At 38.2% G+C, this 19,579-nt stretch carries 15 protein-coding genes; 6 read left to right on the top strand and 9 right to left on the bottom strand.

Going from position 1 to position 19,579, the window contains the following annotated elements; all coding sequences use genetic code 11:
- Positions 1–268: 268 nt before the first annotated feature.
- The 5 genes from pheT to nth all read right to left on the bottom strand — a co-directional run bounded on the left by pheT (position 269) and on the right by nth (position 5,426).
- On the bottom strand, positions 269–2,683 hold the full coding sequence (pheT, locus tag ACFIJS_RS00280; RefSeq protein WP_375648733.1) for a phenylalanine--tRNA ligase subunit beta: 2,415 nt from the start codon (positions 2,681–2,683) through the stop codon (positions 269–271).
- A gap of 32 nt (positions 2,684–2,715) precedes the next feature.
- On the bottom strand, positions 2,716–3,798 hold the full coding sequence (gene pheS / locus ACFIJS_RS00275; RefSeq protein ID WP_375648731.1) for a phenylalanine--tRNA ligase subunit alpha: 1,083 nt from the start codon (positions 3,796–3,798) through the stop codon (positions 2,716–2,718).
- A gap of 93 nt (positions 3,799–3,891) precedes the next feature.
- Positions 3,892–4,293: a 50S ribosomal protein L20 gene (gene rplT, locus ACFIJS_RS00270; RefSeq protein ID WP_012754515.1), complete on the bottom strand. Its 402-nt coding sequence runs from the start codon at positions 4,291–4,293 to the stop codon at positions 3,892–3,894.
- A 33-nt stretch (positions 4,294–4,326) separates the two neighbouring features.
- On the bottom strand, positions 4,327–4,530 hold the full coding sequence (gene rpmI / locus ACFIJS_RS00265; RefSeq protein ID WP_183193590.1) for a 50S ribosomal protein L35: 204 nt from the start codon (positions 4,528–4,530) through the stop codon (positions 4,327–4,329).
- Positions 4,531–4,685: 155 nt separating this feature from the next.
- Positions 4,686–5,426, bottom strand: a complete 741-nt coding sequence (gene nth, locus ACFIJS_RS00260) for an endonuclease III (RefSeq protein WP_375648729.1) — start codon at positions 5,424–5,426, stop codon at positions 4,686–4,688.
- Positions 5,427–5,546: 120 nt separating this feature from the next.
- Here nth and ACFIJS_RS00255 point away from each other — a divergent pair, with 120 nt between their 5' ends.
- From ACFIJS_RS00255 to ilvD, 3 genes are all read left to right on the top strand, one after another.
- Complete coding sequence (locus tag ACFIJS_RS00255) at positions 5,547–5,978, top strand: Hsp20 family protein (RefSeq protein ID WP_375648727.1); 432 nt, start codon at positions 5,547–5,549, stop codon at positions 5,976–5,978.
- A 26-nt stretch (positions 5,979–6,004) separates the two neighbouring features.
- Positions 6,005–6,256, top strand: a complete 252-nt coding sequence (locus ACFIJS_RS00250) for a DUF1150 domain-containing protein (RefSeq protein WP_012754519.1) — start codon at positions 6,005–6,007, stop codon at positions 6,254–6,256.
- A gap of 1,004 nt (positions 6,257–7,260) precedes the next feature.
- The gene (gene ilvD / locus ACFIJS_RS00245; protein WP_375648725.1) at positions 7,261–9,099 is read left to right on the top strand and encodes a dihydroxy-acid dehydratase; all 1,839 of its coding nucleotides are present in this window, start codon (positions 7,261–7,263) and stop codon (positions 9,097–9,099) included.
- A gap of 1,049 nt (positions 9,100–10,148) precedes the next feature.
- Here ilvD and mutS read toward each other — a convergent pair.
- Complete coding sequence (gene mutS, locus ACFIJS_RS00240) at positions 10,149–12,893, bottom strand: DNA mismatch repair protein MutS (RefSeq protein ID WP_375648723.1); 2,745 nt, start codon at positions 12,891–12,893, stop codon at positions 10,149–10,151.
- 195 nt (positions 12,894–13,088) lie between these two features.
- On the opposite strand from mutS, the gene ACFIJS_RS00235 reads away from it, so the two are divergent.
- The gene (locus ACFIJS_RS00235) at positions 13,089–15,389 is read left to right on the top strand and encodes an NADP-dependent malic enzyme (protein WP_375648721.1); all 2,301 of its coding nucleotides are present in this window, start codon (positions 13,089–13,091) and stop codon (positions 15,387–15,389) included.
- Between the two features lie 67 nt (positions 15,390–15,456).
- Here the strand turns inward: ACFIJS_RS00235 and secB are convergent, their stop codons facing one another.
- A complete protein-coding gene (secB, locus tag ACFIJS_RS00230) occupies positions 15,457–15,933 on the bottom strand; it encodes a protein-export chaperone SecB (protein WP_375648719.1) in 477 nt (158 codons plus the stop codon).
- Between the two features lie 141 nt (positions 15,934–16,074).
- The gene (locus ACFIJS_RS00225; RefSeq protein ID WP_375648717.1) at positions 16,075–16,569 is read right to left on the bottom strand and encodes an FxsA family protein; all 495 of its coding nucleotides are present in this window, start codon (positions 16,567–16,569) and stop codon (positions 16,075–16,077) included.
- 168 nt (positions 16,570–16,737) lie between these two features.
- On the opposite strand from ACFIJS_RS00225, the gene ACFIJS_RS00220 reads away from it, so the two are divergent.
- Together ACFIJS_RS00220 and ACFIJS_RS00215 are read left to right on the top strand one after the other, a co-directional pair.
- Positions 16,738–17,430: a Tim44/TimA family putative adaptor protein gene (locus ACFIJS_RS00220; RefSeq protein ID WP_375648715.1), complete on the top strand. Its 693-nt coding sequence runs from the start codon at positions 16,738–16,740 to the stop codon at positions 17,428–17,430.
- A 52-nt stretch (positions 17,431–17,482) separates the two neighbouring features.
- Positions 17,483–18,073 (top strand): Smr/MutS family protein, encoded by a 591-nt coding sequence (locus ACFIJS_RS00215; protein WP_375648713.1) that lies wholly within the window; start codon positions 17,483–17,485, stop codon positions 18,071–18,073.
- 899 nt (positions 18,074–18,972) lie between these two features.
- Here the strand turns inward: ACFIJS_RS00215 and ACFIJS_RS00210 are convergent.
- Positions 18,973–19,506: a GcrA family cell cycle regulator gene (locus ACFIJS_RS00210; protein WP_375648711.1), complete on the bottom strand. Its 534-nt coding sequence runs from the start codon at positions 19,504–19,506 to the stop codon at positions 18,973–18,975.
- Positions 19,507–19,579: the final 73 nt, after the last annotated feature.

Here is a 19,579-nt window from a genome sequence, read left to right as displayed (position 1 = left end):
GCCTTTTTTTATTGCAAATAATTTGCATTATCATTTAGCAATAGCAGTTATCCTTTACATTTGCAATGAAGGATTAAGAGAAAAAATAACTTTTCAAGATGTTTAAAAACAACTTTTTTCATATTGAAAAAATTAATGATTTAAGCAGCTTGTTTTGGTAAGGAGCTTCGCTTTCAAGAAGCTTTATAGTTCTTGAATGCCAAACCAAAAGGAAGCACTCAAAAATGCTCCCACTTCATATAAAATATCTCATAAAAAATAAGAATACTCAGTAGCGCAAATATGCACCTGTCATTTTGGTAACATTATCCACGATCTTTAAGGCGAGCTTTTCTAAGTCTTCATCTGTTAGAGTCCGTTCTATGGGCTGAATAGTTACTTCAATCGCAACAGATTTTTTATCTTCACCAAAGCTTAAATCTTCAAAAATATCAAAAACCTGCACTGAATGAATAAGTTTTTTATCGGCTCCACTTGCCGCACGAATAATAAGAGAAGAGGCAACAGTTTTATCCGCTATAAAGGCAAAATCACGTTGCACCATTTGAAAAGGTGAGAGTTTCAAAGGAGGACGGCTTTTGGTCGTTTTTTTCTTTGATTCTGGAATTCGGTCTAGAAAAATTTCAAAGCCGCATAAAGGGCCACTGACATCTAACTTTTCTAATGTAGCAGGATGAAAAACACCAAAAAAACCAAGAATAATCTTTGATCCAAGTTTTATGACACCTGAACGACCAGGATGATACCAATCGGGCGCTCCAACTTCAATCTGCACTTTCCTAATATCCATATTGCATGCTTCTAAAATAGCTAAAGCATCTGCTTTGGCATCAAAAACATCAACGACGGTTGCATTTCCATTCCAAAAACGCCCAGCCCCTTTAAATTGCTCTGTTCCGCGACGAATCCCACTAACAACACGGTGCTGTTTATCAGGGGTATCGCTTTCATAAATACTGGAAACTTCAAACAAAGCAAGATCGGAAAAACCCCGATCAGCATTTCTCTGTGCCGCTATAATCAAACCAGGTAAAAGGGAAGGACGCATCATTGACATATCAGCAGCAATAGGATTAACTAATTTAAGCTCTTCTTGACCTCCTCCAAAAGCAAGAGCTTGATTTTCAGAAATAAAAGACCATGTTACCGCTTCTTTCATACCACGTTGCACTAGAGCCAAACGTGTAGCACGTGAACGAATTTGTGCGCATGTTAAAATTTGATCTTTTCCTTCTGCAAAGTTTTCCAAAGGAATAGGTTTAATTTTATCTAACCCATAAATTCTCATAACCTCTTCCACCAAATCGGCTTTACCCATAATATCAGGGCGCCATGATGGTACTTTTACCGTAATAACATCTCCTTTTCCTTCAACAAAAAATCCAAGTTTTGTTAAAATAGAGATGACTTTTTCAGGCTCTATTTCCAAATTTGTTAAACGTTTAATTTCAGAAAAAGGAAAAGCGATCTGTTTGATTTCTTGTTGCTGATAGCCAACGATCCTCTTTTTAGATACTTCACCACCACAAAGACGTAAGACCAATTCTGTTGCAATCTCAAGTCCTGTTTCTATAAAAGCCGGGTCAACACCTCGTTCAAATCGATAACGTGCATCACTGATAAGACCTAATGCTCTTCCTGTTTGTGCAATGCTTCGCGCATCCCAAAGCGCCGATTCAATAATAACGCGATGTGTTGTTTCATCACAACTCGTTCTTTCACCGCCCATGATACCGGCAATCGAAACAACCCCCTCATCATCTGCAATGACACAATTCTTAGCGCCCAGATGATAGATTTTTCCGTTCAGTGCTTGAAGCTGCTCTCCCTCACGCGCGCAACGTACACACAAATTACCTTTAATTTTATCTGCATCAAAAACATGGAGTGGACGACCAAGGTCAAAACTGATGTAATTGGTCATATCAACAAGCGCATTAATCGGTCTCAAACCAATTGCATTCAAACGCTGTTGCATCCACTGTGGTGATTCGCCATTTTGAACATTGCGTACTTCACGCCAAGCGAAACCTAAACATAATGATGAACCTTGCGAAAAATCTAATGAAACATCGAGAGGTGTTTCAAAAGAAGGCTCAAATTTTGACAAAGATAATTCTTTTAATTTTCCCATTCCAGTGGCAGAAAGATCACGGGCAATACCGCGAACACCTGTACAATCGGAACGATTGGGGGTTAAACCAATATCAATGATCGGATCACCTAAACCAGCATAAGCTGCAAATGAATCTCCAATAGGTGCATCTTCTGGAAGTTCGATAATTCCCTCATGTTCATTTGATAATTCAAGCTCCGCTTGCGAACACATCATCCCAAAACTTTCAACCCCGCGGATTTTTCCTACAGATAATGTCACATCAAGTCCTGGGATATAAGTGCCTGGTAGTGCCAGAACACCTACAAGACCTGCTCGTGCATTTGGTGCTCCACAAACAACTTGAACAGGTGTAGCAGTTCCTGTATCCACTGATAAAATTTGAAGTTTATCGGCATCAGGATGTTTTATTGCTGTTAAAACTCTTGCAATCATAAAACCTTTTAAAGAAGACCGATCATCAACGTGATCAACCTCAAGACCGATAGCGGTTAATTTTTCACAAATTTCATTCAAAGATGCATTTGTTTCTAAGTGATCTTTTAACCACGACAATGTAAACTTCATTTTAAAACCTCACATGAAAGCGATGACTAAGATCACACGTTTTTATTAGGAAAAAAAGCAGGCATATCAAAGCAACGAAAGCCATAATGGTCTAACCAACGCAGGTCAGCATCAAAAAAAGCCCGCAAATCAGGCATACCGTATTTCAACATGGCAACACGATCAATGCCCATGCCCCATGCAAAACCTTGATATTCATCGGGATCTAAACCAACATTTTTCAAAACCTGGGGATGCACCATTCCGCATCCTAAAATTTCCAACCAATCCTGTCCTTCTCCGAACTTTACTTCTGAACCAGAACGATCACATTGAATATCCACTTCCATAGATGGTTCGGTAAAAGGGAAAAAAGAGGGACGAAAACGCATTTTTACAGAAGGAACTTCAAAAAATTCTTTACAAAAGGTTTCATGTAGCCACATCATATGGGCAATGGTGGAGGTTTTATCGATAACAAGACCTTCTACCTGATGAAACATGGGAGAATGTGTTGCATCCGAATCCATGCGGTAAGTTTTTCCAGGAATAATGATTCGTATCGGTGCTTTTTGTTTTTCTAGTGTACGAATTTGTACGGGTGATGTATGGGTTCGCAATAATTTTCGTTCTCCCATTTTATCAACATCAAAAAAGAAGGTATCATGCATTTCACGCGCTGGATGCCCTTCAGGAAAATTCAATGCCGTAAAATTATAATAATCTGTTTCAATATCAGGTCCCTCTGCAAGAGAAAAACCCAACTTTGTATAAATGGCAATAATTTCCTCAATCACTTGTGAAATAGGATGAATGCGTCCCCGTTCTATAGGTGAAGAGCGAACAGGCAAGGTAACATCAACTGTTTCACGAGAAAGACGGGCATCTATTGCCTGTCTTTTCAGAAGATCACGCTTTTGTGCCCATAATTCTAAAATGCGATTTTTTAATCCATTAAGAACTGGTCCAACTTTATGGCGCTCGCTAGCATCCATCTTCCCTAATGCTTTTAATTTTTCAGAAATTATACCTTTTTTACCCAATGCTGCAATACGCACTGCTTCAAGTGCCTGTTCATCATCCGCTGCCTCTAAGGCTAAACAAATTTCTTGTTCCAGACGCTCAATATCGTTCATATTTTTGCCTATTTTTTTAATGAAAAAACCCGCACTCGCAACAGCCAGCACGGGACCTCGAATAAATGAATGCTTTAAGAGAACACGACTGGCTTATTTGACAGCGCCTTCGAAAGCATTAGGTGTCGTATCTTTTAAATATTCTAAAGCTTTTTTTGCCGAAGCTACTAAAGCAGAAAATGCTTCTGCCTCATGGATTGCTATATCTGAAAGAACCTTACGATCAACCTCAATACCGGCTTTTGATAAGCCATCAATAAAACGTCCATAAGTTAAACCTTCTGCGCGAACAGCCGCATTAATTCTCTGAATCCACAAAGCACGGAAAGTACGTTTCCTATTTTTGCGATCACGATAAGCGTATTGCTTTGAACGATCAACCGCTGCTTTAGCTGCACGAATGGTATTTTTACGACGACCGTAAAAACCTTCAGCCTGTTTAAGAACTTTTTTGTGCTTAGCGTGTGCTGTCACACCTCTTTTCACACGAGCCATATTATAATCTCCTCAAAATCAAAAGCGTAAGGTTTAAATACCATTCGGCAAATAATGCTGAATGACTTTTTTAGCATCTTGTTCACACAAAACCATTGTTCCACGTGCATCGCGAATAAATTTATTCGAACGCTTAATCATGCCGTGGCGCTTACCGGCAGCTGCTACTTTAATTTTGCCTGACGCAGTGATTTTAAACCGCTTTTTAGCGGATGATTTGGTCTTCATCTTGGGCATTTTGCTACTCCGTACATTAATTTATTCAATCAAACATTTTATTCACTCAAGCGGACCAACGCTTGAACAAGCATTTAAACAGCCACGGCATGCCCTGCCGGGCGGCTCTTAAAGACGTTTTCATAAGCTAGTATACACAAAATAGCAAGACCGTATTACAAAAAAATCGGCGCTCCATTGCCTTGAAGCTCAACCAAAGGTGCTGGAATTGCATTTGTTTTGATGGCTGCTTTACATAAATCGGCAATAATGCATTGCGTACATTGTGGTTTACGGGCTTGACAAATATAGCGACCATGTAAAATCAGCCAATGATGCGCATGGCGAATATAATGAACCGGTATAATCTTTAATAATTTTTTCTCAACAATTTCTGGTGTTTTGCCAGGCGCCAAACCAAGACGATTGCTTAAGCGAAAAATATGTGTATCTACTGCCAATGTAGGCTGACCAAAAGCAACATTCAAGACCACATTAGCGGTTTTGCGCCCCACTCCAGGAAGGGCCATGAGTGCTTCACGCGTATCGGGTACTTGACCGCCATAATAATCAATTAAACAGTTGCAAAGCGCATAAACATTACGTGCTTTTGCACGCCAAAGGCCAATTGAACGGATATGATTTGCTATTTCTTCTTCTCCTAATGCAACCATTTTTTCCGGTTGATCAGCAAGGCAAAATAATTCTTTTGTCGCTTTATTAACGCTTCCATCTGTCGCTTGAGCCGAAAGCACAACGGCAACTAAAAGTGTAAAAGTATTTATATAGATAAGATCACTCTTAGGCGCTGGGCGTTGCACAGAAAAACGGCGAAATATTTCTGCAATTTCATTTTCATTATATAATATACCAGATAAATTTCGCACTTTTGACAATTTTATGGTACTTTGAGGCATTGAACACTCTTAAATCTTTTCTCTTGAAGTTATTATTCACGCTCGCCATATGAGAGGAATGCAGCGAACACTTTTATAGAGTTTGGTTAAGTAAAGCCGTTTTAAAGAGGATACTCATGAATGACACATGTGACACCTTTCTCCAATCCCTTTCTTTTAGGGTTTGAAACCGTAGAAAAAATATTGCAACGTATCGGTAAAGCTGATGAGGCTTACCCAGCCTATAACATTGAACGTTTGCATAAAAATGATGATGCAAATCATATCCGGATAACTTTGGCTGTTGCTGGATTTAAGATTAACCATCTTAATATTTTGCTCGATGATAATCAATTGGTTATTCATGGTAAACAAACAGACAACCAAAATCATCAATATTTATATCGTGGTATAGCTGCGCGGCAATTCCAGAGAACCTTTGTTCTCGCGGAAGGGATGCATGTTACAAATGCAGAGTTGAAAAATGGTCTTTTATCAATTAGTCTGTATCAACCGAAATTAAAAAAAGAAGTAAAACAGATTCCAATTAAAGTCAGTAGTGGTGAGTCATAAAAGTTAAGGCGTAAAGGAACAGTGAAATGGGAGAACATAAACAAAACTTGTCGTTTCAGAACACATCCTACTCTGATGCAGGACAGATTGCCTATTTAAAAAAAGTTTGTACAGATGATCTGGCTAAAAACTTTCCAGATCTTCCACCAATGACTCCAGGCATTACGATATGGGCTCTCTTTGGTGAAACAGGTTATCCTATCATTTTATCCGATGAGCGTTCTATCGCCCTTGCTGGAGCTAATGAGCATGAACTACAAATTGTAACTCTGCACTAGATTACCTTACGAGAAGAAGCTGTACTCTTTAATAAATTCTATCTGTTTTTTCGTAAAGGGTGTAATGTGAGTTATAATCAGATAAGTATTGATTTATGTTCATAATTAATTTTTTACAACTGGAATGAGAGTCCTGAATATCGTAAGGTTCTCTCATGTGAGATCCTCTTATATTGCAACAATTAAAGTCATTTACTTGTATGTCATAAGCAGGGAGAGTTGTGTGGATAAAAGACACTTGAAGAAAGGGATAAAAATATGTCTTGTGAATTGTCTTACTTACCAAGGACGTTCGCAATATTGGGGATAAGAAAAATGTATGATGGTGTCAGTTTGCTTCTTCATAAGTGTGAAGATGTCCTCTATAGATTTATATTATTCACGGGGGCTGTTATACCATTCATGGGCGCTATCGTGGAATGGGCTCGAGTGCATTGAAAGATGTTTCTTTAAAATGAGTATATGAAGGCTATACAAATGTATTTTGTTTGGGGTGTTCTGTTCTTCCTGAGGGTAGTAACTCCATTGAAGAGTGTAAAAACAAAAGCATGAGATAATGCGTCATCATTATTTAAAAGATATTGCTATGAATGCTTTTGAAAAATGTAAAGCTGAATTGTAAGGAGATGATAGATTTTGACCATGATGCCTTTATATTCTTTCCAAATTAGGCTGTCTTCTTGTTCCGGAAGTTACGCAAACAGATAGATACAATATATTGACCAAAATATTGACCCAATCTGGCATATAAAAATCTGGAACAGTTCGTACCACATTGAAACGTTTTGATATTTGTCTCAAACGTGGAATTGCACAGGGATTAGATGTTGATTAACAGGTAATAAAAAAACAAAAGCTTTACGAAAAAGTTTATGCAGAGTTTTTAACTTTGTGCTTCAACTGCTTCAACAAGATATTTTTCTCTTTTGAATATTAAAGCTCTTGTTTTTATAATGAAGTTACAGCACAACAAGAAAAATGGAATTATTTGAGGGGAAAAAACAATGCCTTCTTACCGTTCAAGAGTATCGACACACGGGCGTAATATGGCAGGAGCCCGCGGGCTTTGGCGTGCAACAGGGATGAAAGATACAGATTTTGGTAAACCCATTATTGCGATTGCGAATTCTTTTACACAATTTGTACCAGGGCATGTCCATTTAAAAGATCTTGGGCAATTAGTCGCACAACAGATAGCAGTTGCCGGTGGTGTTGCGAAAGAATTTAATACCATTGCTGTAGATGATGGAATTGCGATGGGGCACGATGGAATGCTCTATTCTTTGCCCTCACGTGAAATTATTGCTGATTCTGTAGAATATATGGTTAATGCACATTGTGCGGATGCACTTGTCTGTATTTCTAATTGTGACAAAATTACGCCTGGTATGTTAATGGCTGCTTTACGGTTGAATATTCCGACAATCTTTGTTTCAGGTGGTCCTATGGAAGCAGGTAAGATTAAATGGAAGGATCGAGATCTAAAAGTTGATTTGGTCGATGCCATGGTTGCAGCGGCTTCAGAACAGAACTCAGAAGAAGAAGTTGCTGAAATGGAGCGTGCTGCTTGTCCTACATGTGGTTCTTGTTCAGGAATGTTTACGGCCAACTCCATGAATTGCTTAACGGAAGCATTGGGGCTTTCGCTTCCCGGAAATGGATCAATGTTAGCAACACATGCAGATCGACGGATGCTTTTTGAAGAAGCTGGAAAACAGATTGTTGCATTGGTTAAACGTTATTATGAAAAAGATGATGAAACAGTTTTGCCGCGTTCTATTGCTTCACGCAAGGCTTTTGAAAATGCAATGACCGTTGATATTGCCATGGGGGGATCAACCAATACAGTACTGCATCTTTTAGCCGCGGCGCAAGAATGTGAGGTGGATTTTACCATGACGGATATTGATCATCTTTCACGTCGTGTTCCGGTTTTATGTAAGGTTGCTCCTGCTGTTGCGAATGTACATATGGAAGATGTTCATCGCGCTGGTGGTATTATGGGGCTTTTAGGCGAACTGGATGCGGCGGGACTCATTGATACGTCAACTTATACGGTTCACGCAAAAACGATGCAAGAAGCTCTTTACCATTGGGATGTAAAACAAACTAATGAACCAACAGTTCGTGCATTTTATCGTGCTGCTCCTGGTGGTATTCCAACACAGACAGCTTTTAGCCAATCTTGTCGCTATGAGACCCTTGATCTTGATCGTGAAAAAGGTGTGATTCGCGATAGAGAACATGCATATTCACAAGATGGAGGATTGGCAGTTCTTTATGGAAATCTTGCAAAAGATGGCTGCATTGTAAAAACAGCAGGCGTTGATCAATCAATTTTAACTTTTAAAGGTCCGACAAGAATTTTTGAAAGCCAAGATTCAGCGGTTTCAGCTATATTAACTGATAAGATTAAAACAGGTGAAGTCGTTTTAATCCGTTATGAAGGTCCACGTGGTGGACCTGGAATGCAAGAAATGCTTTATCCAACAAGTTATCTCAAATCTAAAGGATTGGGCAAGGTTTGTGCACTTGTTACGGATGGACGTTTTTCAGGGGGAAGTTCAGGGCTCTCGATAGGACATATTTCACCAGAAGCTGCTGAAGGAGGAGAAATTGCGTTAGTGGAGGAGGGGGATATCATAGAAATTGATATTCCAAATCGTAGAATTCATATGTTTGTGGATGACGTTGAGATGAAGCGGCGCCGTGCTAAGATGAAAGCAAAAGGAAAAGGCGCTTGGCAACCGATTGAGAAGCGTCAGCGTAAAATTTCAAAGGCTCTCAAAGCCTATGCAGCGATGACCACATCTGCTGCAAAGGGTGCAGTACGTAATATTTGATGAGATGAATGAAGTATCTTAAAAAGAGAGATAGTATTCTGTTTTTTGCACCTTTTGCACGATATTCTAAGCTAATTATTTTATGAGTTTATGAACTTATCAGAATATTTCAAGTCATAATAAGTATGATTAAAAAGCTATCAATATAACTAAAAGCTGCTGCGGATTGTTTATTGTAGCAACTATGTAAGATAGATAAAGATAAATATGATATGATTATTTTTCATATCATATTCCAGTTTTATACGAAATTACGATTTCCTGTTCTCATATTTATGAAAGATATTTATTGTATTGGTGGCATTATCTTGTTGTACCGTAAAATACTGTCATTTAGGGCTTTAATGTACGGCATCCTTCTTAATATATTAAGTGTTTTTTAGTGTGTGTGAATATTCTTAGACTTGTTTGTCAAGCTTTGAGTTTAAGTGAATCAGATGACTAGGAAGTCAAGGTACGTCTGTTAGAATCTAGTCTGTTTGCAGACTTCGAATGAAAATCTTTATCCTTTGAGGTGCAGAAAGGAGTTCAAATGATGTTTAGGAAAATAAAATGCTACTGTGATATATCTGATTATATGCTTCATATGAAAACAGTAAAAGAGCTCTTTATAACTTAAAATGTGAAGAAAATGTGAGACCCATTATCCATGAATTTATTATATAAAATGAGGTGATATCCAAACACTGACAGCTTTAAACTAAAACTGTTGCTATGATAACGATAATATTGATCGTGAAAAAGCATAATTCATTAAATATTACATATTTGCAAGGTGGAGGAGATTTCATGACAATCTTTACAAAAAACGACTATCTTGTAAAAATAGTTGATATTGACCAATTTTGTGTATAAGAGCCAATATTGATTTAAGGAAATATGAAATATAAATGCATAGGATTTTGCTTCTATATGCATTACACTTATCAAAATATATTGTGTAGAAAAGCGATGGGAATACGGTAAACAAAAGTTTGTGCTGTGGCATATCAAAAAGGGATACTTTCTTCTATTAAGGAAGCTTTTTAATAAAAAATAACATCTTTTTTCTATAAAGGGTTACTCTTTTCAAGCTTTTTGAGGTGGTAAATTGCTTCTAAAGCTTGTTTAGGAGAGAGTTCATCGGGATGGATATTTTTTAAAGCTTCGTGAAGTACACAATGTTTGTTTCTTGCTTCATTGACGGGAGATGTTGCTTTAAGAGAAAAGAGTGGTAAATCATCAATGAGTTTATGTCCTTTTCCAGCCATTTCACCTTGTTCTAATTGATGGAGTACATCTGTTGCTCGTGTAATAACGGTTGGGGGAAGTCCAGCAAGCTTTGCGACTTGTACACCATAGGAACGGTCAGCAGCTCCTGGTGTGACCTCATGAAGAAAAACTACATCACCATCCCAATTTTTGACTTTCATGGTTACATTATGCAGTCTGTCAAGTTTTTCGGTAAGAGCAGTCATTTCATGAAAATGGGTAGCCAGAATAGCACGACAATGGTTAACTTCATGGAGATATTCAACAGCAGCCCAGGCAATAGAAAGTCCATCAAAGGTTGATGTCCCACGTCCTATTTCATCTAGAATAACAAGGGAATGGTGGCTAGCATGATTGAGAATCGTTGCTGTTTCAACCATTTCCATCATAAAGGTTGAGCGTCCCCGTGCCAGATCATCGGAAGCCCCGACACGACTAAACAGGCGATCAACGACACCAATATGTGCTGAAGTTGCTGGAACGAAGGATCCCATTTGCGCCATAATAGCAATGAGAGCATTTTGCCGCAAAAAAGTTGATTTTCCTCCCATATTAGGCCCTGTCAACAGCCAGATTGCTGCATATTGCTGATTTTCTTGCACAGAGAGATCACAATTATTGGCAATAAAAGGTTCAGCTGCTTGTTTGCGGAGTGCTTGCTCGACGACAGGATGGCGTCCTGCTGTGATATGAAAGGTAAGTGAAAGATCAATTTTAGGGCGGCAATATCCTTGTTCTTCAGCAAGATATGCTAAGGCGACAGAGACATCTAAAATAGCAAGTGCTTCAGAGGCTTTACGAATAAAATCAACTTGTTCGGTAATTTCCTGAACGAGAATATCAAAAATCTCTAGTTCAAGTGTCAATGCGTGATTGGCAGCATGGGCAATACGGCTTTCAAGGTCAGCAAGCTCTGTTGTTGTAAAACGCATAGCGTTTGCCATTGTTTGCCGATGAATAAAACGTGCTTTAGCTTGTGGATTATTTGTAAGAGCAGATGCTTGTGTACTGGTTACTTCAATGAAATAACCTAGAATATTATTATGCTTTATTTTAAGCGTCTTAATATCTGTTTCTTGAGCATATTGCGCTTGAAGTTCAGCAATGACACGGCGCGATTCATCACGTAAAGCACGCATTTCATCAAGCTCTTTATGATAATTGGAACGAATAAAACCACCATCACGTTTAAGGAGTGGGAGATCATCAGCTAATGCTTGTTCTAAATGAAAGTATAACGCTGTGGGTAAGTTTGAGAACACTTGTTGTACATCACTTATTTCTTGAGGTAGAAGCTCATTATTAAGAAGTTGATGTAATTCACGAATGATTCCAAAGCCGCGCTGGATTGTCGCTATATCACGGGGACCTCCTCGTCCAAGAGCCAAACGTGAAACGGCGCGGGGCATATCTGGTCCCCCTTTTAAAATAAGCTTTATCGCTTCTGCAAGAGAAGGATTACGTAGAAAAAAATCGATAGAATCCAAACGCGTATCAATAGCTGAAGGAGTAGTGAGGGGAGCAATAAGGCGATCGATAAGAAGGCGTGATCCTCCTCCGGTTACAGTGCGATCAATAGCTTTTAATAAACTTCCATCCCGTTGACCTGATGTTGTACGAATAAGTTCAAGGCTTAATCTGGTTGCGGCATCAATAAAAAGAGTCGCACTTTCATTTTGGCGCTCAGGCTGCATGAGGGGAGGACGATGCGTGATTTGTGTTTTTTCGATATAACGAATAGCAGCTACAATTGCAGAGAGTTCGGAACGTGAATAATCGGCAACGCCTTCAAGAGTTGAGAGTTTAAAATAATTGCAAATATCGCGTTCAGCGGTCAGTGCATCAAAGAGACAAGCAGGTTGAGGTGAAACGATACGATCAAGAACATTAAAAAGTGATTTGTGAGATTTATCATGAAAAAATGAATCAGCAACAATGATTTCTTGTGGATCCACACGCATAATATCTGCTAAAAGTTTTTCTTGGCGGCTTTCTATTACACGAAATATACCTGTTGAGATATCAATCCAAGAAAGAGCAAATTCTTCTCCATCGCTAGTTTTTATACGGGAAAGTGTCATCAAATAATTTGCGCGTGTTGGATCAAGGAGTTTTTCTTCTGTTATCGTTCCAGGTGTTACAAGGCGAACAACATCACGCCGAACAACAGATTTTGAGCCACGTTTTTTTGCTTCAGCGGGATCTTCTATTTGTTCACAAACAGCAACTCGGTAACCACAAGCAATCAGTTTTTGTAAATAATCATCAGCAGCATGAACGGGAACACCGCACATAGGAATATCTTGTCCTAAATGTTTTCCGCGTGCTGTGAGTGTGATTCCTAAAGCCTGAGCAGCTTCAATCGCATCATTAAAAAATAATTCATAAAAATCTCCCATTCGGTAAAAGAGAAGGGAATCATGATGGACGGCTTTGATTTCTATGTACTGCTCCATCATAGGTGTCAGACGTTCTTGAGGGGAAGCAGATGAGGAGGCCGGCTGTGGAATTAAATTATTTTTATGGTTGTTTTTTTTATCCATTTGTACGAGGCTTGTTTTCTTTAAGTGAAGTTCTTACTCTTTTTTGTTTACTTCAATATCTATTTATCTCTAAATTGCAACGCATCATCAGATTTGCTAAGGCAAGAATAGCGATTTCTAATATATGAATCAAATTTAATGACTATATGCATTATCAAGCAAAATTTACATTGTTTTTGGAGAAAATAAAGTGAGATGAAAGAGAGTGAGCAGGATCATAAAATATCTCAAACTGTTTACAGTGCGAGCGAACGAGAAGCTCTAGATTTTCATAGTCGTGGTCGACCAGGAAAGCTTGAGATTGTTGCAACAAAGTCTATGGCAACACAGCATGATTTAGCACTTGCTTATTCACCAGGTGTTGCAGTTCCAGTTAAGGCAATTGCTCAAAATCCAGCACTAGCTTATGATTATACAGCAAAAGGCAATCTTGTTGCTGTTATTTCAAATGGTACAGCTATTTTAGGGTTAGGTAACTTAGGTGCTCTTGCCTCTAAGCCGGTTATGGAAGGCAAAGCAGTGCTGTTTAAGCGTTTTGCTGATATTGATTCCATTGATTTAGAAATTAATATAAACGATACAGAAAGTTTTATCAATTTGGTGCGTCATTTAGAACCTTCTTTTGGTGGAATTAATCTTGAAGACATTAAGGCGCCAGAGTGCTTTATGATTGAAAGCCGCCTACGCGAGGTAATGAATATACCTGTTTTTCACGACGATCAACATGGTACAGCAATTATTGTTGCTGCTGGTGTTCTCAATGCTTTGACTTTAACAGGGCGCGATATGCAAAATACGCGGTTAGTCTGTAATGGTGCTGGTTCTGCAGGGATTGCTTGTATTGAACTGATTAAAGCGATGGGCTTTCGTTCAGAAAATATCATATTATGTGATACAAAGGGTGTGGTCTATGAAGGTCGCAAAGAGGGAATGAATCAGTGGAAATCTGCGCATGCTATTCAAACAGATAAACGTACGCTTATGGAAGCAATGGAAGGTGCAGATATATTTTTTGGGGTTTCTGCTAAAGGTGCTCTTACTCCTGAAATGGTAAGATCCATGGCACCTCAGCCGATCATTTTTGCTATGGCTAATCCCGATCCAGAAATTACGCCGGAAGAGGTTATGCAAGTGCGTCATGATGTCATTGTCGCAACAGGACGTTCTGATTATCCAAATCAGATTAATAATGTGCTCTGCTTTCCTTATATATTTCGTGGTGCGCTTGATGTGCGTGCAAGAGTTATTAATGAAGAAATGAAGATTGCTGCGGCAAAGGCTCTTGCCAATTTAGCGCATGAAGAAGTGCCTGACAGCGTTGCAGAAGCTTATCGTGGAAAGCGATTAAAATTTGGTCCTAATTATATCATCCCTGTTCCTTTTGATCCGCGTTTATTGACCGTTGTTTCAATAGCGGTAGCAAAAGCAGCAATGGAAAGCGGTGTTGCGCAAAAGAACATAGATGATTTAGAGGCCTATGAGCGCGATTTGAATGCGAGACGTGATCCTACTTCTTCGATGATGCGTGGGGTTTATAACCATGTTCGTCAAGCGCCAAAGCAAATTGTTTTTGCCGAAGGTGAAGAAGAGCAAGTTATGCGGGCAGCCGTTTCCTATGTTCATCAAAAATTAGGACAAGCGATTTTGGTTGGTCGTGAAGAGCAAGTAAGAGAAGCGGCTGTTATCGCTGGAATTGATCTGGAGCGTGAAGGTATTTCTATTATGAATGCTAAGCTTTCTTGCCGTACAGATGCTTATGCGAATTATCTTTATAAAAAGATGCAGCGTCAAGGCTGGCTGTTGCGTGATTGTCATCGACGTATCAATAATGATCGCAATTATTTTGCTGCGTGTATGGTGGCACTAGGAGATGCTGATGCAATGGTTACAGGGGTAACACGCAATTATGAAACAGCGCTGATCGATATACGTCGTGCAATTGATGAAAAACCAAAAGAACGATTGATTGGTATCTCAATGGCCATTTGCCGTGGACGAACTGTGTTTATTACGGATACAGCTGTTTATGAAAATCCTAATGCTGAAGAACTTGCGGATATAGCGGAACAAACCGCTTCGTTTGTACGTGGATTTGGATATCAACCACGGGTAGCATTTTTAGCATTTTCTACGTTTGGCTATATGAAAGGGCAGATCACACAACAAATTCAGGATGCGATTAATATTTTGCATGAACGCAAGGTTGATTTTGAGTTTGATGGAGAAATGAGTGCTGATGTAGCACTCAATTCCAAATTGATGCAGCAATATCCATTTATGGGATTAACAGAGTCCGCTAACATTTTGGTTATGCCTGGATATCACGCGTCTTCCATTGCAAGTAAAATGTTACAAGAACTTGGTGGAGCAACCATCATGGGTCCTATTTTAATTGGATTGGAAAAATCTGTCCAAATTGTACCGTTTAGCGGAAACGATACAGATGTTGTCAATATTGCAATGCTTGCAGCTTATCATGCCGCAAAAGTCGTCTAAAAGAAAAAAGCCCCTAATATACCAATAATATATCAAGGGGCTTTATGATAGCAAAAGAATAAATTCTTTAAGAGGGCTGTATTTGATTGTCTTTTTGTTCTTCAGCGAGACGCTTTTGGAAAAGGGCTGCAAAATCAATAGGATCAATCCATAAAGGTGGAAAACCACCATTTTGAGTAGCATCAGATATAATTTGGCGAGCAAATGGGAATAAAAGACGGGGACATTCAATAAAGACCAAGGGCATAACATGTTCTTGTGGAATGTTTTTAAGGTGGAAAACACCACCGTAAATCAGTTCTACATGAAATAAGGTTTCAGTTTCATCATCGGCTTTGACGGAGAGAGACAAAACGACATCATAATTGTCATCACCAATTGGGTTAGCATTGACGTTAATATTGATATCAATTTGTGGTGATTTTTCACGTGCACGCAATGAACGAGGAGCACTTGGGTTTTCGAATGATAAATCTTTTAAATATTGAGTTAATACAGCAAAAACGGGCTCTCCACCACTGTTATTCATTTCACCTTCGGCCATACGACGAACCTCTCTCATTATAATATGTATATTTATTTTAGATCTAAAGACCGAATTGGTTATCATGCCTTGCAAAAGGTTTCAAGAAATGCGTTCTTTATCTTGAATATTTTTTTAGTTTGTTACAGCTTTTTAAGCATTTCAATGGTTATCATCATTTTTGCGCCATGGAGATTCTGTCGTATCATAAATTGTGTAATCTTCTGCGTTAAGATCAATTATTTTTTCAGAGTCATCTTTTCTTTTAGTATTGGGATTCATTTTGTTTTTTAATGATGTAAAGAAATACCAAACAAAAAAGCGAATTGGTTTAATAAGAAGTAATATTCCCAAGAGATCACTTACAAAGCCAGGAAGGATAAGTAAAATTGCGCTAAACATGATAAAAATATCATTAATAATATTATTCTCTAATGTGCGTCCTTGGATAAGTTCAGTTTGTATGTTTTTTAAAAGGCTAAACCCTTGAATTCGCAATAAAACAACCCCAACTATGGTTGTGAGAATAACCAAACTCAAAGTTGCCAAAATACCAATTTCTTGACCAACAAAGATAAAACCAGCGATCTCGATTAAAAGAATGCAAAGAAAGATAACAACAAAAAAACGAGGATTTATAGAATAAAGTTTTATCACATGAAAATTTCCTTCTGGATGAGTAGGGGAGAAATTCTTAAGAGCACTCCGTTTAATATAAAATCTATAAAAATATTTGAATGGTAGGATTCCTTATTTTACATATTTATTGATAAATGGTATTGACTGCAATGTTTATTAGAGACTTAAGGGAGATTGACAGCGCCCATGGAATTTGATGTTATATTTGTCATAGCTCTTGTTGTTATGGTTGTTATTTTTGTGCAACTCCGTAATGTATTAGGGAAACGAATTGGGTTTGAAAAGCCACCCTTTGATCCTTATTCACGTCGTTCTAAAAAACAGGTTGAAGCAGAAACGGCTGATAATATTGTTTCGTTCCCTCATCAGAAAAATTCACAAAAAGACGACTTTAGTGAAATTGATAAAATTTCACCGGAGGGGAGTGTTTTGAATAAAAATTTGCGGGAATTGCATAGAATTGATCCTCATTTTTCTCCTCAATTTTTTATAAAAGGTGCACAAATTGCTTATGAAATGATTGTAACAGCTTTTGCCAAAGGTGATCGCAATCAACTTAAAAGCTTGCTTTGTCAGGATGTTTTTGAGAGCTTTTGTACGGCTATTGAGCAACGAGAAAAAAATAAAGAAAGAATAGAGTTCACTTTTGTTGGAATTAATAAGATTGAATTTGTTGCGGCGGCAATACAAGAAAAGGATGAGTTTTTAACGATACGTATTGTCAGTGAGATGATTTCTGTTACTTATAATGAACAGGGCGAGCGTATAGATGGTGATCCTGATGCTATTGTAGAAATCAGGGATATTTGGACTTTTGTTCGCAATAGTTTATCGTCAGATCCCAACTGGAAGCTTTTTGCTACAGAAAATGAAAATTAAAATACTTTTTATTTTTCTTCCATAAGCATTCAATGATTTATGAGAAATTAAAATGTCCTCAAGTAAATGGAGACAAAAAAGCGATTTATTGGCTTCACAAGATCGTCTTTTATGGGAGATGGTTTGTCGTACGATAACACCGCTTCACGGTAAGAGGCTCTCTTCCACTTCAGAAACTATTGCAAATATTAGTGATAAAAAACAGCCTGTAACTCAAATCTCTTCATTGTCTCAAGAAAATCAACAATCCTCGACAATTATTAAAAGAGAAAAGAGGGCAGTTACACAAGCACAAAAGATTCATTTCTTTGATCATGTTGCACATCGTAAAATTTCCCAAGGACGTTATCCTCTTGAGGCGCGTCTTGATCTCCACGGTTATATGCAAGAAGAAGCTTATTTTTTCTTAAAAAAATTTCTACGATCTTCTCAGCAGAGAGGATTGCGTTATGTCCTTGTGATTACAGGAAAAGGACGATCCGTTGGGAGCGATGGAGCTTTGTATAGATTTGTTCCGTATTGGTTATCAACACCAGCTTTTCGATATTATGTCCATGCGTTTGAGCAAGCAGCGCGTCAGCATGGCGGAGAAGGTGCGCTTTATGTTTGGTTGCGCCGTTTTGTGTCGGGAAAAGGAAAGTGATGTTCTAGGTTTAATATGGATTTATAATTATAATTTATTGTTTTCTTATATTGCGTAAGAGCTTTGAATACAATATTCCCTTATTTATAATTTTTTATAAAAAATTATAAATATATTATTTTACATTCTACATATTGCTTCATGCTTTTGTTTATCGCGTTCTTTAATGGAGGCACATCCCTCACGCAAAATAGAACGCCATTGGATTGTATATATTCACGGGCTTTTTTTAAAGAAACATCTCTCAATGCTCTCAAGCCTATTTTGGGACAGCATCCGTGAAGGGTATAACGATAAATCTATTAAGCACCCCTATCTGTATGTTTAATAAAAGAGCAAGCTGGCATCATCACACACTTTGCCAGCTCCCAATGTTACGACACCCCTTGAAGCCCTTGGCACTTGAAAGCATTTATAAGAGGCATGCTTTTCTTTAAGTGTTTTTACTCTCTACAGTTTTCATCTCGCTCGTGACGCTCAAACGAAAGATTTTGATTGATTCAATATAAGAGGGCTTAAAATGAGAGAGATATTGATGGATCTCATTCAGGTTGCAAAGCGATAAATTATTTTTATAAACCACAGCATTACTCTATTAAATGCACGAAGAATAAAAACATGAGAAATTGAGAAACTGTATTATTCAAAAGATATTGCTATGGATAGTGTTAAAAGCAGTACAACTAAATTAAAGAGAATCTTGAAAATAAATAGGAATATAACTTTACAACACATAGCTGCGCAATAGCACCAAAAGATACAATTTTGTTGAATAGTTTCATGAAGAAATTTTTTCACTCATTAAAAGTTCCATCCAATTTCTTTTTTAGAATAATTCGATAATTAAAATTTAATAACGAAGCGTAGAAGGCGTAGAATACGAGATTCAATTGAGGATATTACACTCTTATCCGACGTCTTTCAGATATTGGTTGAAATGCTAGCTTAGCATGAAAGGCACAATAGGGGCTATTTTCATCAGAATCTGCACCACAAAAATGAAAATCTGCTGATAATGGATCGCCAACCGGCCATCTACATGTATTTTCACTCAATTGTAGAAGATTAAGTTGACGTGATATAGGCACAACTACATTGGATTTTGTGGACATATCAACTTCTTTTACATCTGCCGCTACAAATTCTGTCTTTAAAGCTGTTTCTTCAATACTTACAGATGATGTGTTTATTGGCGATACCGTGGATGTATTACGACGCACACGTGGAGATGATGGGCTGCTTCCCACGGGAGTTTTTTGCGCACGCGCGCTTCCTTGTGCTGTCTTACCACGTCCTGGCAACTTTAATCGATGTACTTTGCCGATGACTGCATTTCTGCTGACCCCACCTAATTGAGCAGCAATTTGACTTGCACTTAACCCTTCACTCCAAAGATTTTTAAGAAGCTCAACGCGTTCACATGTCCAACCCATACCAGCACTCCATTCCGATTACGTCACTAAGATGCCCTCCGCCTTTGCATCTTCAAATATTTTATAATGTTTT

This window comes from Bartonella sp. OT172YNZD (assembly GCF_042193725.1).
Lineage (GTDB): Bacteria > Pseudomonadota > Alphaproteobacteria > Rhizobiales > Rhizobiaceae > Bartonella > Bartonella grahamii_A.
The sequence above is the reverse complement of the archived record's forward strand: the minus strand, read 5'-3'. Positions and strand labels throughout refer to the sequence as shown.